General features: G+C 70.5%; 10 protein-coding genes. 9 read left to right on the forward strand and 1 reads right to left on the reverse strand.

Features of this window, described 5'->3' with window-relative positions; genetic code table 11:
• The first annotated feature begins 255 nt into the window (after positions 1–255).
• From ACWGI6_RS30960 to ACWGI6_RS30990, 7 genes are all read left to right on the forward strand, one after another.
• Positions 256–3,174, forward strand: a complete 2,919-nt coding sequence (locus tag ACWGI6_RS30960; protein WP_453270570.1) for a putative bifunctional diguanylate cyclase/phosphodiesterase — start codon at positions 256–258, stop codon at positions 3,172–3,174.
• 207 nt (positions 3,175–3,381) lie between these two features.
• A complete protein-coding gene (locus tag ACWGI6_RS30965; protein ID WP_453270571.1) occupies positions 3,382–5,253 on the forward strand; it encodes an acetolactate synthase large subunit in 1,872 nt (623 codons plus the stop codon).
• A 40-nt stretch (positions 5,254–5,293) separates the two neighbouring features.
• Positions 5,294–5,818: an acetolactate synthase small subunit gene (gene ilvN, locus ACWGI6_RS30970; protein WP_030087741.1), complete on the forward strand. Its 525-nt coding sequence runs from the start codon at positions 5,294–5,296 to the stop codon at positions 5,816–5,818.
• 102 nt (positions 5,819–5,920) lie between these two features.
• Entirely contained in the window at positions 5,921–6,919 is a 999-nt protein-coding gene (gene ilvC / locus ACWGI6_RS30975; RefSeq protein ID WP_393907159.1) for a ketol-acid reductoisomerase, read from the forward strand.
• 268 nt (positions 6,920–7,187) lie between these two features.
• The gene (serA, locus tag ACWGI6_RS30980) at positions 7,188–8,780 is read left to right on the forward strand and encodes a phosphoglycerate dehydrogenase (protein ID WP_453270572.1); all 1,593 of its coding nucleotides are present in this window, start codon (positions 7,188–7,190) and stop codon (positions 8,778–8,780) included.
• Between the two features lie 316 nt (positions 8,781–9,096).
• Entirely contained in the window at positions 9,097–9,501 is a 405-nt protein-coding gene (locus ACWGI6_RS30985; protein WP_453270573.1) for a PRC-barrel domain-containing protein, read from the forward strand.
• 281 nt (positions 9,502–9,782) lie between these two features.
• Positions 9,783–10,382, forward strand: coding sequence for a TetR/AcrR family transcriptional regulator (locus ACWGI6_RS30990; protein WP_453270574.1), 600 nt, complete (start codon positions 9,783–9,785; stop codon positions 10,380–10,382).
• A gap of 84 nt (positions 10,383–10,466) precedes the next feature.
• On the opposite strand, the gene ACWGI6_RS30995 is transcribed toward ACWGI6_RS30990, so the two are convergent.
• On the reverse strand, positions 10,467–11,813 hold the full coding sequence (locus tag ACWGI6_RS30995; RefSeq protein ID WP_453270575.1) for a PucR family transcriptional regulator: 1,347 nt from the start codon (positions 11,811–11,813) through the stop codon (positions 10,467–10,469).
• A 266-nt stretch (positions 11,814–12,079) separates the two neighbouring features.
• Here ACWGI6_RS30995 and ACWGI6_RS31000 point away from each other — a divergent pair, with 266 nt between their 5' ends.
• Together ACWGI6_RS31000 and pruA are read left to right on the forward strand one after the other, a co-directional pair.
• On the forward strand, positions 12,080–13,006 hold the full coding sequence (locus ACWGI6_RS31000; protein WP_453270576.1) for a proline dehydrogenase family protein: 927 nt from the start codon (positions 12,080–12,082) through the stop codon (positions 13,004–13,006).
• 155 nt (positions 13,007–13,161) lie between these two features.
• Complete coding sequence (gene pruA, locus ACWGI6_RS31005; protein WP_453270577.1) at positions 13,162–14,793, forward strand: L-glutamate gamma-semialdehyde dehydrogenase; 1,632 nt, start codon at positions 13,162–13,164, stop codon at positions 14,791–14,793.
• The last annotated feature ends 62 nt before the right edge of the window (positions 14,794–14,855 follow it).

Genomic DNA, 14,855 nt, shown 5'->3' on the forward strand with positions numbered 1-14,855 from the left:
CCTCGCTGCTTGTCACGCTCCGTAGAGACGCTATGTCCCTGAGTGACGGAACTGGTGTATCGTCCCGATCGGGGACGGCGCCGGGAAGGACGTGGCGCGATGCGAACGATCCGGAACTCGAGGGGGGCGACGGGCGATGTACAGCCGATGGATGATTCGCGAGAAGCGCGATCCACGAGCGCCCACGGGAATACTGCGAGGACCCCGGGCGTACCGCTCGCGACGACGCCCGGTGTGGGTGAGGGGGAGAGTCCGGTGAGCGCCCCCGGGGCGATGCTCTCCCGGCCGCCGACGCCGGCCGGCAATCCGCCGGGCGCGGTGCCGCAGATCGTCCTCGCCGTGGTCTGCGGCGGCTATGCCGTCGGCGCCGCCTTCGGCTGGGGATCCCCGGAAGTCGCCGCGTTCATGGGGGACTTCGGCCTCAGCTTTGCGGCGTTCCTGGCGGCCTTCTCCTGCGGTCTCTACGCCCGCAAGCGCCGCAGCCGGTTCCGCCCGGCATGGATGCTGTTCGCCGCCTCGTCCGGGATGGCCGGACTCGGCAACGGCGTGTGGGGCTGGTACGAGGTCATCCAGGGCACCACGGTCCCCAGTCCCTGCCTGGCCGACTTCTGCTTCCTGCTGTTCGCGCCACCGGCCATCGTCGGCCTGCTGGTGCTCGCCAAGAGGCCGGTGACCAGGGCCGGTTGGGTCTGCCTGGGCCTCGACTCCTGGCTGATCGCGGGATCGCTGGTCACCCTCTCATGGAGCCTCGCGCTCGCGCACACCGCCCACTTCCAGGGCCGCAGCGTGGCGCAGAGCGCACTGTCGCTCGCCTACCCGCTGCTGGACATCGTCCTGGTGAGCATGGTGCTCGCGCTGCACTTCCGGCGCTCCTCGGTGCACCGCTCGGCCATCAACACCGCCGTCGCGGCGCTGGCGCTGACGGTGCTGTGCGACGCCCTGTTCAGCTCACCGCTGCTGCGCGAGCACTACCGCTCCGGCCAGATCCTGGACGCCGGATGGTTCGCCGGCTCGATGCTGCTCGCGTACGCGCCCTGGGTCGCCCGCCGCGCGGGCGAGGTGTGCCCCGAGGAGGAGGTCAAGCCGACCGCCCGCCGGGTCCAGCCGCACGGCAGCCGCCCCATCGCGGGCTCGCTCGCCGCGCTGACCCCGTATCTCGCCGCCGCCGTCTGCACGCTGGGCATCCTCACCAACGTCCTCGACGGGCGCCGCATCGACCGTGTGGTGCTCTTCACCGGCTGCACGGTCGTCCTGGCGCTGGTCGTCCGCCAGGGCATCATGCTGCTCGACAACATCACCCTCACCCAGGAACTGGCGCAGAAGGAGAACCACTTCCGCTCCCTGGTGCAGGGCTCCAGCGATGTCATCATGATCGCCGCCCCGACCGGTGTGCTCCGCTACGTGAGCCCGGCCGCCGCCGGTGTCTACGGCCGCGACGCCGAGGAACTGGTCGGCTCCGAGCTTGCCTCGCTGATACACCCCGAAGACCTGGGCCGGGTGGTGCACGAGGTCCGCAGATTCCTGGCCGCCGCCCCCGAGGACGAACCGACAACCCGTATCGAATGCCGCTTCCGGGCCGGCGAACAGCGCTCCGGCGGCGACGCCTGGCTGAACGTCGAATCCACGGTCAACCGCCATCACGGCGGCCTGATCTTCAACTCCCGCGATGTCACCGAACGCGTCCGGCTGCAGGCCCAGCTCCAGCACAACGCCTCACACGACGCGCTCACCGACCTGCCCAACCGCGCGCTGTTCACCGAACGCGTCACCCAGGCCGTCACCGGCCGCCGGGCCAGCGATCACGACACCGCGGTGCTCTACATCGACCTCGACGGCTTCAAGCAGGTCAACGACACCATCGGCCATCAGGCGGGCGACGAACTGCTGGTGCAGGCCGCCCGCAGGCTCGGTGAGTCGGTGCGCTCCGGGGACATAGCGGCGCGCCTGGGCGGTGACGAGTTCGCCGCGCTGATCACCGGAGACGGCACCCGCGACCGCGCCGCCCGCGAGTTCCGTATCCACGAGATCGCCGACCGGCTGCGCATCAAACTCTCCGAGCCGTACCGCATCGACGGCCGGGACGTACGGGTCGCGGCCAGCATCGGCGTCGCCTTCGCCGACCCCGGGGTGAGCCCCGCGGGCCTGCTGCGCAACGCCGACCTCGCGATGTACCGCGCCAAGCAGGCCGGCAAGGGCCGGGTGGAGCTGTACGCACCCCAGATGCAGAGCGAGGTGGCACACCGTGCCGACCTTGCGACCAAGCTCCGTACGGCCCTGCACGAGGGGGCGTTCGCGCTGCTGCACCAACCGGTGGTGGAACTGGCCGGCGGCCGGGTCACCGCGGTCGCGGCCCACGCCCGCTGGCGCTCCGCCCAGGGCATCCTCTTCACCCCGGCCGAATTCCTGCGGGTCGGCGACCGCGGCCGGTTCACCGACGACGGCGACCGCGCGGCGGAGCTGGACCGCTGGCAGCTGGAGGAGGCCGTCGAGCAGGCCGCGGCGCGCCACCGCGCCGGCTACACGGTCCCCGTCGCGGTCCGGCTCTCCGCCCGCCGGCTGCTGGACCATGCGCTGTCCCCCAAGGGCGTCGAGTCGCTGCTCACCCGGCACGGCCTGCCATCGAGCGCACTCGTCCTGGAACTGTCCGAAAGTGATGCCCGGATCCCGCTCGACGACCTGGAGCGTCGGCTGGTCGCGCTGCGCCGCCTCGGCGTACGGATCGCCCTCGACGGCTTCGGCAGCGGATACGCCGCCATCAGCGCGCTGCGCCGGCTTCCGGTCGACGTCCTTCGGCTGGACCGCGGGCTGGTCGACGGAGTGGTGGAGTCCGCCCGGCTGCACAAGATCACCGCGGGGCTGCTGCGGATCGCCGGAGACCTGGGCATGCAGTGCGTCGCGGACGGCGTCGATCTGCCCGAGCAGGTCCTCGCGCTGCGCTCCATGGGCTGCACGCACGGCATGGGCATGGCCTTCTCCGGGCCGCTCGACGAACATCGGCTGCGGCGGTCCCTGACACACGCCCACTATCCGGTGCCGGACCTGCCGGGACAGAGCCGGTCGGTGGTGCTCAGCGGCAGCGGACTGCCCGTCCGGCACGGCGGACCGGCGGGTCCGGATTCGCTCGTGCATCCGCCATTGCGCTCAAATAGTGAGACCTCCGTCCCACCCACTTGACACTCGGTGCACGGCGGCGAGAGGGTCTGTGCCATGCGCACCCGAATTCTCGTACTTGGAAAGCGCGTCGGCTGAAGCCGGGTCCTGACGAACCCGGCTCATCGCACCGACGCGCTCCCCTCGCTTGCCACCTGGCACGGGGGGTTTTTTGTTGCACAGCAACCTCACAAATCCCGTCAAAACCCTCAGCTTCGAGAAGAGACGCAGATGACCGAGCAGGCCTCCGGGGCCCACCATCCGCAGCCGCGGGCCCGTCACTCCGGCGGACCGCAGCAGCCCGCCGCCGTCGAGCACGTCACGGGCGCGCAGTCCCTGATCCGTTCGCTCGAGGAGGTCGGGGCCGACACGGTGTTCGGCATTCCCGGCGGTGCGATCCTGCCTGCGTACGACCCGATGATGGACTCCTCGAAGGTGCGGCACGTCCTGGTGCGTCACGAGCAGGGCGCCGGTCACGCGGCCACCGGCTACGCCCAGGCCACCGGCAAGGTCGGGGTGTGCATGGCGACCTCGGGCCCGGGTGCCACCAACCTCGTCACCCCGATCGCCGACGCCCACATGGACTCCGTGCCGCTGGTGGCGATCACCGGCCAGGTCGCGTCCAAGGCGATCGGCACGGACGCCTTCCAGGAGGCGGACATCTGCGGCATCACGATGCCGATCACCAAGCACAACTTCCTGGTCACCGACCCCGCCGAGATCCCGCGGACGATCGCCGAGGCGTTCCACATCGCGGCCACCGGCCGCCCCGGCCCGGTCCTGGTCGACATCGCCAAGGACGCCCTGCAGGCGCAGACCACGTTCTCCTGGCCGCCGCACACCGAGCTGCCCGGCTACCGCCCGGTGACCAAGCCGCACGCCAAGCAGATCCGTGAGGCCGCCCGGCTGATCGCCGAGTCCAAGCGCCCGGTGCTCTACGTCGGCGGCGGTGTGATGAAGGCCGGCGCCACCGCCGAGCTGAAGGTGCTCGCCGAGCTGACCGGCGCCCCCGTCACGACCACCCTGATGGCGCTGGGCTCCTTCCCCGACAGCCACCCGCAGCACGTGGGCATGCCCGGGATGCACGGTGCGGTCACCGCCGTCACCGCGCTGCAGAAGTCGGACCTGCTGATCACCCTCGGCGCCCGTTTCGACGACCGCGTCACCGGCAAGCTGGACTCGTTCGCGCCGTACGCCAAGGTCGTGCACGCGGACATCGATCCGGCGGAGATCGGCAAGAACCGTGCCGCGGACGTCCCGATCGTCGGTGACGCCCGCGAGGTCATCGCCGACCTGATCGTCGCCGTCCAGGCCGAGCACGAAGCCGGCCACAAGGGCGACTACAGCGCTTGGTGGAAGGACCTCAACCGCTGGCGCGACACCTACCCGCTGGGCTACGACCTGCCGGAGGACGGCAGCCTGTCCCCGCAGCAGGTCATCGAGCGGATCGGTGAGCTCGCTCCCGCCGACACCATCTACGCTGCGGGCGTCGGCCAGCACCAGATGTGGGCCGCCCACTTCATCGGCTACGAACAGCCCTCGACGTGGCTGAACTCCGGCGGCGCCGGGACGATGGGCTACGCCGTCCCCGCCGCCATGGGCGCCAAGGCCGGACAGCCGGACCGTACGGTCTGGGCGATCGACGGCGACGGCTGCTTCCAGATGACCAACCAGGAGCTGGTCACCTGCGCGCTGAACAACATCCCGATCAAGGTCGCGATCATCAACAACGGCGCGCTGGGCATGGTCCGCCAGTGGCAGACGCTGTTCTACAACCAGCGCTACTCCAACACCGTGCTGCACTCCGGCCCCGAGTCCGACGGGCTCGTGACGGCGGGCAAGGCCAGCGGCGGCACCCGCGTCCCGGACTTCGTGAAGCTGTCCGAGGCCATGGGCTGTGTCGCGATGCGCTGCGAGGACCCGGCCGAGCTCGACACGGTCATCGCCAAGGCCAATGCCATCAACGACCGCCCGGTCGTGATCGACTTCATCGTCCACGAGGACGCCCAGGTGTGGCCGATGGTCGCCGCCGGCACCTCCAACGACGAGGTCATGGCCGCCCGGGGCGTGCGTCCCGACTTCGGCGACAACGAAGACGACTGAGCCCAGGACGTCACGGACGCACGGAAGAAGAGAGAAGACCATGTCCAAGCACACGCTCTCCGTCCTGGTGGAGAACACCCCCGGCATCCTCGCCCGGATCGCCGCGCTGTTCTCCCGCCGCGGCTTCAACATCGACTCGCTCGCGGTCGGGGTCACCGAGCACCCCGACATCTCCCGCATCACCATCGTGGTCAGCGTCGAGTCGCTGCCGCTGGAGCAGGTCACCAAGCAGCTCAACAAGCTCGTCAACGTCCTGAAGATCGTCGAGCTGGAGCCGGGCGCCGCGATCCAACGCGAACTGGTCCTGGCCAAGGTCCGCGCCGACAACGAGACACGCTCGCAGATCGTCGAGATCGTCCAGCTCTTCCGCGCCAAGACCGTGGACGTCTCCCCCGAGGCCGTCACGATCGAGGCCACCGGGTCCAGTGAAAAGCTGGAGGCGATGCTCAAGATGCTGGAGCCGTTCGGCATCAAGGAACTGGTGCAGTCCGGCACCATCGCCATAGGCCGTGGCGCCCGGTCCATCACGGACCGCTCGCTGCGAGCCCTGGACCGTTCGGCCTGACCCCCGCGGTCCAACCGGACCGTATGGCGAGACCCACCGCCCTTCCCCACCCCGCCCGACGTACTGTGTGGGCACCCCGCTAGATCCAAGGAGATACCCGAAGTGGCCGAGCTGTTCTACGACGACGATGCCGACCTGTCCATCATTCAGAACCGCAAGGTCGCGGTCATCGGCTACGGGAGCCAGGGCCACGCCCACGCGCTGTCCCTGCGCGACTCGGGTGCCGATGTGCGCGTCGGCCTGCACGAGGGCTCCAAGTCCAAGGCCAAGGCCGAGGAGCAGGGCCTGCGCGTGGTGACCCCCGCGGAGGCGGCGGCCGAGGCCGACGTCATCATGATCCTGGTGCCGGACCCGATCCAGGCCAAGGTCTACGAGGAGTCCATCAAGGACCACCTGAAGGACGGCGACGCGCTGTTCTTCGGCCACGGCCTGAACATCCGCTTCGGCTTCATCAAGGCTCCGGCCGGCGTGGACGTGTGCATGGTCGCCCCCAAGGGCCCCGGCCACCTCGTGCGCCGCCAGTACGAGGAAGGCCGCGGCGTGCCCTGCATCGCGGCCGTCGAGCAGGACGCGACCGGCAACGGCTTCGCGCTGGCGCTCTCGTACGCCAAGGGCATCGGCGGCACCCGCGCCGGCGTCATCAAGACCACCTTCACCGAGGAGACCGAGACCGACCTGTTCGGTGAGCAGGCCGTCCTGTGCGGTGGCGCCTCGGCGCTGGTCAAGGCCGGCTTCGAGACCCTGGTCGAGGCGGGCTACCAGCCCGAGATCGCGTACTTCGAGTGCCTCCACGAGCTCAAGCTGATCGTGGACCTGATGTACGAGGGCGGCCTGGAGAAGATGCGCTGGTCGGTCTCCGAGACCGCCGAGTGGGGCGACTACATCACCGGCCCGCGGATCGTGAACGAGAACACCAAGGCCGAGATGAAGAAGGTGCTCGCCGAGATCCAGGACGGCACCTTCGCCAACAACTGGATGGCGGAGTACAACGCCGGTCTGCCGAAGTACAACGAGTACAAGAAGGCCGACGAGGACCACCTCCTGGAGACCACCGGCAAGCAGCTGCGCAAGCTGATGAGCTGGGTGGACGACGAGGCGTAAGCCGAACGGACAGGGGGCCGCGAAGGAGCTCGCGGCCCCTCGTCCTGCGTCCCGCCAAGGCCGCCACGGCGCCTTGTCCACCGCGTAGAACCACGCACGGGTGATCCTTCCGCAACGGCACAGGACGCGCCCCCCAGCGCCACTACACTGCTAATCACAAGCGCGTCAGGCTCACAGCGTCGTGCGTCTTCCACGCGGCTTTCCCCCTTCACCGCCTTCGGCCGTCGGGACGGCCGTCCGCGAAGGACTAGTGAGGACTGAAGACCACGTGAGCTCGAAACCTGTCGTACTGATCGCCGAAGAACTGTCGCCCGCCACCGTCGACGCCCTCGGTCCGGACTTCGAGATCCGGCACTGCAACGGCGCGGACCGCGCCGAGCTGCTTCCCGCGATCGCCGAAGTCGACGCCGTCCTCGTGCGCAGCGCGACGAAGATCGACGCCGAGGCCATCGCCGCCGCCAAGAAGCTGAGGGTCGTCGCCCGCGCGGGCGTGGGCCTGGACAATGTCGATGTCTCCGCCGCCACCAAGGCCGGCGTGATGGTCGTCAACGCCCCGACCTCCAACATCGTCACCGCCGCCGAGCTCGCCTGCGGTCTGCTGGTCGCCACGGCCCGCAACATCCCGCAGGCCAACACCGCCCTGAAGAACGGCGAGTGGAAGCGCAGCAAGTACACGGGCGTCGAGCTCAGCGAGAAGACCCTCGGTGTGGTCGGTCTCGGCCGGATCGGCGTCCTGGTCGCTCAGCGGATGTCGGCGTTCGGCATGAAGGTCGTCGCCTACGACCCCTACGTCCAGCCGGCCCGTGCCGCGCAGATGGGCGTCAAGCTGCTGACCCTCGACGAGCTGCTGGAGGTCTCGGACTTCATCACCGTGCACCTCCCCAAGACGCCCGAGACCGTCGGTCTCATCGGCAACGAGGCGCTGCACAAGGTCAAGCCGTCGGTCCGGGTCGTCAACGCCGCGCGTGGCGGGATCGTCGACGAGGCGGCGCTGGCCAGCGCGCTGAAGGAGGGCCGGGTGGCCGGCGCGGGCCTCGACGTCTACGCGACCGAGCCCTGCACCGACTCGCCGCTCTTCGAGTTCGACCAGGTCGTCGCCACCCCGCACCTCGGTGCGTCGACGGGTGAGGCGCAGGAGAAGGCCGGTATCTCGGTCGCCAGGTCGGTGCGGCTCGCGCTGGCCGGCGAGCTGGTGCCGGACGCGGTCAACGTCCAGGGCGGTGTGATCGCCGAGGACGTCAAGCCGGGGCTGCCGCTGGCCGAGCGCCTCGGCCGGATCTTCACCGCGCTGGCCGGCGAGGTCGCCATGCGCCTCGACGTCGAGGTGTACGGCGAGATCACCCAGCACGACGTCAAGGTGCTCGAACTCTCCGCGCTCAAGGGCGTGTTCGAGGACGTCGTGGACGAGACGGTGTCCTATGTCAACGCCCCGCTGTTCGCGCAGGAGCGCGGCGTGGAGGTGCGGCTGACGACCAGCAGCGAGTCGCCCGAGCACCGCAATGTGGTGACCGTGCGCGGCACCCTCGCGGGCGGCGACGAGGTGTCGATCTCCGGCACGCTGTCGGGCCACAAGAACACCCAGAAGATCGTCGCGGTCGGTGAGCACTCCATCGACCTGTCGCTCGCGGACCACATGGCCTTCATGCGCTACAGCGACCGCCCCGGCGTCGTCGGCACCGTCGGCCGGATCCTGGGCGAGGCGGGCATCAACATCGGCGGGATGCAGGTCTCCCGGGCCGATGTCGGTGGCGAGGCGCTGGTCGCGCTGACCGTCGACGACACGATTCCGCCGAACGTGCTCGCCGAGATCGCCGAGGAGATCGGTGCGACCTCCGTGCGCGCGGTGAACCTCGGCGACTGATTCGCCGGTTTTTCGCAGGTCAACGGGCCCGGATCCCGCTTCGGCGGAGTCCGGGCCCGTTTGCGTGCCCGTACATTTTGCGTGCCCGTACAGACGGATGCCGCCGGGGTCCGCGACTCGGCTCCCGCTGATGGCTGACCCCGTCAACCATTCACCCGAATGGCGTAATGATGGTGGGGGAGCGGAGCCCGCCGACGCCGTCGTGGGGCCGCCGGAGCCGGTGGCTGCCGGTCCTCCCGGGTCGCTGCGGAGATGTGGGCGTCGCGCAATGGGAACTGTGCGTGCCCCGCCGGTGCGTGCGGAAGGAGAGAGCGTCATGAATGCACCCCTGGGTGATGCCTCCCGGAGTCTGACCGGCCTGCATGTGGTCGACGCGGACGGCGCGAAGGTGGGCACGGTCCAGCAGGTCTACCGGGACGATGCCACCAACGACCCCGAGTGGATCACGGTGCGCACCGGGCTGTTCGGGCTGAAGGAGACGTTCATTCCGCTCGCCGGGGCCCGTCGGGCGGACGATGAGCTGCATGTTCCGCACGCCAAGGAGACCATCAAGGCGGCACCACGGATCGACGCCGACGGTCATCTCGACCCCTCCGAAGAGACCGAGCTGTACCGCCACTACGGGATGGCCCGGCCGGGTGGCGCCCAGCCCGGCGATACGCCGGGCCCCGGCGGGATGCCCGGCCCCGGCGGTACGTCGCACCCCGGCCCGGGTGGTTAGCCGGACCCCGGCCGCGCGTCCGGCATCGGCGGGATGTCCGGCACCGGCGGACGCCAGGACCCGTGCGAGAGGGGACGCCGCAGGCCCTGCCCGCGGGGGCGGCAAGGAAGAGGTGGAGCTTCGACGACGGCACGGACCGGCGCAAGGGACTCGGACCGGCGCAAGGGGCCCGGACCGGGGCGGAGACGGTGGCCCGGGTGGGTGCCCGGACAAGAGGAAGATGTACGCCCGTATAATACGGACGTCTGGTACGAGCGTATGTGCGGCGATAGGCTGCCCTTATGGGACACCGTGAAGACCTTCTGGAGGGCGCCAAGCGCTGCCTCCTGGAGAAGGGGTATGCGCGCACCACCGCTCGCGACATCGTGGCCGCATCCGGCGCCAACCTCGCCTCCATCGGATACCACTACGGCTCCAAGGACGCCCTGATGCGCCAGGCGGTCATCGCGTCCAGCGAGGAGTGGGGCGCGAGCGTGGCCCAGGTACCGGCCGGCGGCGGCGGGACGGAGGCAAAGGACGCGGATCCGCTGGAGCGGTTCGCCGCGGTCTGGGACTCCGTCCTGCAACGCATCGCCACGGAACGGGATTTCATCGCCGCACAGGTCGAGGTGCTGGGACTGCTGCCGCGCGACGCGGCACTGCGCGAGGCGATCGGCGAGGTGCTCCCGGAGGGCGGCGAGGGGCTCGTCGCGGTCTTCGAGGGGGTGCCGGACACCGAGGTCGACCCGGAGGCGGCACGTATCGTCGGCTCCTTCTACCAGGCCCTGCTCACCGGCCTGATGGTCCAGTCGCTGATCACGCCGGACGCCATGCCCTCCGGCCGGGACCTGGCCACCGCGCTGCGCCGGGTCACCGCGGGCGAGGTACTGGGGGCGAAGTAGCCCACCCGGCACCGGGGGCGAGGGCCGCCTGCCCTGACGAGATCCACCGGGCGTGCTCGCGGTCCGGCGGTACGGGCAACGCCCCTACAGCCGGGCCGCCTTGAGCGCCATGTGCAGCAGCAGCCGGTGCTCGCCGTCGTCCAGGTCGAGGCCGGTCAGCTTCTCCACCCGGCCCAGGCGGTAGTAGAGCGTCTGACGGTGGATGCCCAGGGCCTGTGCGGTGCGGCTCGCCTGGCCCGCGCAGTCGAGGAACACCTCGGCGGTGCGCGCGAGTTCGGCGTGTGCGGGGGCCAGCAGCGGGCCGATGGCCGGGTCGGGTGCGGTGTCCGGCAGCGCGGTCAGCATGCGGTACGGGCCGAGGGCGTCCCACTGGGTGACCGGGCCCAGCCGGGGCTCGGCACGGGCCGCGCGAGCCGCGTCCAGGGCCTCGCGCCAGGTGGCCGGAAGGTCGGTCAACTCCCTGGTGCCGGCGCCGATTCCGGCGGCACCAGGCCGGGGCGGGAGGTGTCCGGCGGGACCGCCGCTGCGCGCCCCGCCGCGCGCCGCCTGCCCCTCGGGCGGCGCGGCGCCCGCGCGCGGGGAGCGCAGCAGATGCTCGGCCACCGCATGGGCCGGGGTGAGCGCGCCGGCCGAGCGCAGACGGACCAGCGCGGCCAGGGCGGGCACGGCGGCCGCGGGCTGCGGACGGCCGCCGGCCCCTGGGTGGTGCTGCGTGGCGGCATCCGTCTCGTCCGTCCCCTCCGTCGGGGCGGCCGGGCCGCCCGCCGGCAGCGCGCACGCCGCCAGCAGGCCCGGCAGGCTGGGCAGCGGCGCCACATCGGTGTCGGAGGTGTCCCAGGGCAGCACCGCGACCAGGGTGAGCGGGATGCCCGGGGTGAAGCGGAGAGTGTCCCGCAGCGCATCGCTCAGCGCGGCCGCCGCGGGAGGCCGTCCGGCGGGCGGCGCGGCCAGCAACTCCCGCAGCAGATCGCCGAGTTCGGACCCGGCGTGGGCCTCGTCGGCCAGCAGTGCCCCGATCCGGGCGGCGGTGTCCATGGCCTGGGCGATCCGCGGGTCGGGCGGTGTGCCACGGCTGCCCAGTTCGAGATCGGTGAGATGCCCGTCGTCCAGCAGCCACACATAGCCGTGGACGATGCCGCGATGGCGTACGGGCAGGCAGATCCGGCCCTTGAAGACCCCGGCCGCCGGGTCCGGCGGAATGCGCAGCGCCGTCCTGGCGCGAGCGATCCCGAACGCTTCGAACCAGGCCCGTACCGCCGCCGACGAGCGGCGCTGCAGGATCGACCGGGTCCGCACGGGGTCCATGACCTCGTCGTCGTCGCCCTCGTGCGCGCCGAAAGCAATCAGTCCGAAATCCCGGTCCTCCAGCGTCGCCGGGGCGCCGAGCGCCGCCGAGATCTCGTCCACGAGCTGCTGGTAATCGCCCCGCATCCGCCGCCCGGCTCCTCTCCTGTCGTCACACCACCGGCACCGCCGGCATCTCGGACACCTCTCGCACCGCTGTCACCACTGACCCGGTCGCTGCTCCTCCATTCTCATACATCTGTCTGAGATCCCGACCACGAAGGCGTGACAGCTGTCGATGGCCGGGAAGTGGCGCGATCCTTAAGTTTCAGGTGGCTCAATCTTGCCGACGCGTTCTCCCCCCCCGTCCGGCGTCCGCCGGTACTTGTCACCCATGAATCGTGGAGGTGCCCATGCTGGGTCCCGTGCTCCTCGCCGCAGCGCGCAGCGACAGCATCCGCCGCATCGTTGCGGCTGCCCCGGTTACCCGCCCCGTGGTCGACCGGTTCGTCGCCGGCGAGCGCCTGGGCGAGTCCATGGCGGCCGTGCGGTCCCTGGCCGCGCGAGGCCTGGAGGTCACCCTCGACCACCTGGGCGAGGACATCACAGACCCGGCCGAGGCACTGCGCAACCGCGATGCCTACCTGCAGCTGGCCGCGGCCCTCAAGGAGCAGGGACTCGGCGTCAAGGCCGAGATGTCGGTCAAGCTGTCCGCTTTCGGGCAGGCACTGGCCGGCGGCCACGAGCTGGCGCTGAAGAACGTCGCTCCGGTGGTCGAGGCCGCCGCCGAGGCCGGTACGACCGTGACCCTCGACATGGAGGACCACACCACGGTCGACTCCACCCTCGCCATCCTCGCCGACCTGCGGGAACGCTTTCCCCAGACGGGCGCGGTGCTGCAGTCCTACCTCTTCCGCACCGAGGACGACTGCCACGCACTCGCCGGGGAAGGCTCCCGGGTACGGCTGGTCAAGGGCGCATACAAGGAGCCCGCGTCCGTCGCCTTCCAGGACAAGCGGGAGGTCGACAAGGCGTATGTGCGCTGTCTGAAGATCCTGATGGCCGGCGAGGGCTACCCCATGATCGGGTCGCACGACCCGCGGATGGTGGCCATCGGCCAGGAGCTGGCACACCGCAATGGGCGCAAGCCGGCCGACTACGAATTCCAGATGCTGTACGGCATCCGCGAGGCCGAGCAGCAGCGGCTGGTAGCCGACGGGCACCGTATGCGGGTGTACATCCCCTACGGCACCGACTGGTACGGGTACTTCATGCGCCGGCTCGCCGAGCGCCCCGCGAACCTCGGGTTCTTCCTGAGGTCGCTGGCGACCCGCGGCTGATCTTGCCCCGCGGAGGCGGGCGCGGGTGGATGCTGGAAGCGAAGCCCGGGGTGCCTCCCGGACGGTGCCGCCCGCAGCCGCCCACCCCAAGCGGCCGCGGCCGCACCACCGACGTACGAAAACCGACGAGCGAAATCGAAGGAGACACGGCCGCTATGGACGCTGTGACCCAGGTCCCCGTGCCGGTGAACGAGCCGGTCCACACCTACGCCCCCGGCAGCCCGGAGCGTTCCCGTCTGGAGGCCAAGCTCAAGGAGCTGGCCGACAACCCGATCGAGCTGCCGATGACCATCGGCGGCGCGCACCGGATGGGCGGCGGCGAGCGTTTCGACGTCGTACAGCCGCACCACCACGCCTCCCGGCTCGGTACGTACGCCAACGCCACGGTCAAGGACGCCCAGGACGCGGTCGACGCCGCGCTGGCCGCCGCCCCGGCCTGGCGTGCGCTGCCCTTCGACGACCGCGCCGCGATCATCCTCAAGGCCGCCGACCTGCTCTCCGGTCCCTGGCGCGAGACGATGGCCGCCGCCACCATGCTCGGCCAGTCCAAGACCGCCCAGCAGGCCGAGATCGACACCCCCTGTGAGCTCATCGACTTCTGGCGCTTCAATGTGCACTTCGCGCGCCAGATCCTCGCGGAGCAGCCCCCGGCGAACTCCCCGGGCGTGTGGAACCGCTCGGACCACCGCCCCCTCGAAGGCTTCGTCTACGCGATCACGCCGTTCAACTTCACCGCGATCGCCGGCAACCTCCCGACCGCGCCCGCCCTCATGGGCAACGTCGTGGTCTGGAAGCCGTCCCCGACGCAGACCTACGCCGCCGTGCTGCTGATGCAGCTGCTGGAGGAGGCCGGGCTGCCCAAGGGCGTCATCAACCTCGTCACCGGCGACGGCAAGGACGTCTCCGAGGTGGCACTGACCCACCCCGACCTGGCGGGCATCCACTTCACCGGTTCGACCAAGACCTTCCAGTACCTGTGGAAGACGGTCGGCATGAACATCGAGAACTACAAGACCTACCCCCGGCTCGTCGGCGAGACCGGTGGCAAGGACTTCATCGTCGCCCACCCCTCGGCCGACCGCGCCGTGCTGAAGACCGCCATGACCCGCGGCGCCTTCGAGTTCCAGGGCCAGAAGTGCTCCGCGGCCTCCCGCGCGTACGTCCCGGCGTCGCTGTGGAACAGCGGCCTCAAGGAGGAGTTCGCGGCCGAGGTCGACGCCCTGTCCGTGGGTGACGTCTCGGATCTGTCGAACTTCATGTCCGCCGTCATCGACGAGCGCTCGTTCGCCAAGAACAAGGCGGCGATCGACCGTGCCAAGGCCGACCCGACCGTCGAGGTCGTGGCCGGCGGTACGTACGACGACAGCGAGGGCTACTTCGTCCGCCCGACGGTCCTGGTCTCCACCGACCCGGAGAACGAGATCTTCAAGGACGAGTACTTCGGCCCGATCCTCGGTGTCCACGTCTACGAGGACGCCGACTACGACGCGATGCTCACCCAGATGGAGTCCGCCTCGGCGTACGGCCTGACCGGTTGTGTCATCGCCCAGGACCGTGCCGAGGCGGCCCGCACCTGCGAGCTGCTGCGCTTCGCGGCCGGCAACTTCTACATCAACGACAAGCCGACCGGCGCCGTCGTCGGCCAGCAGCCCTTCGGCGGTGGCCGCGCGTCCGGCACCAACGACAAGGCCGGCGCCAAGCAGAACCTGATGCGCTGGACCTCCACCCGCTCCATCAAGGAGACCCTGGTCCCGCCGACGGACTACCGCTACCCGCACATGGGCTGACGCCCGCGCCTACGCCGACGGCCCGGCCCCTCTCCCCCGGGGCCGGGCCGGCGGCGTTGCGT

It is taken from the genome of Streptomyces sp. NPDC054786, from assembly GCF_053611685.1.

Coding starts and splice junctions, on each gene's coding strand:
- ilvN (WP_030087741.1), top strand. CDS start 5,294: ATGTCCAAGCACACGCTCTCCGTCCTGGTGGAGAACACCCCCGGCATC.
- ACWGI6_RS31000 (WP_453270576.1), top strand. CDS start 12,080: ATGCTGGGTCCCGTGCTCCTCGCCGCAGCGCGCAGCGACAGCATCCGC.
- ACWGI6_RS30995 (WP_453270575.1), bottom strand. CDS start 11,813: ATGCGGGGCGATTACCAGCAGCTCGTGGACGAGATCTCGGCGGCGCTC.
- ACWGI6_RS30990 (WP_453270574.1), top strand. CDS start 9,783: ATGGGACACCGTGAAGACCTTCTGGAGGGCGCCAAGCGCTGCCTCCTG.
- ACWGI6_RS30965 (WP_453270571.1), top strand. CDS start 3,382: ATGACCGAGCAGGCCTCCGGGGCCCACCATCCGCAGCCGCGGGCCCGT.
- pruA (WP_453270577.1), top strand. CDS start 13,162: ATGGACGCTGTGACCCAGGTCCCCGTGCCGGTGAACGAGCCGGTCCAC.
- ACWGI6_RS30985 (WP_453270573.1), top strand. CDS start 9,097: ATGAATGCACCCCTGGGTGATGCCTCCCGGAGTCTGACCGGCCTGCAT.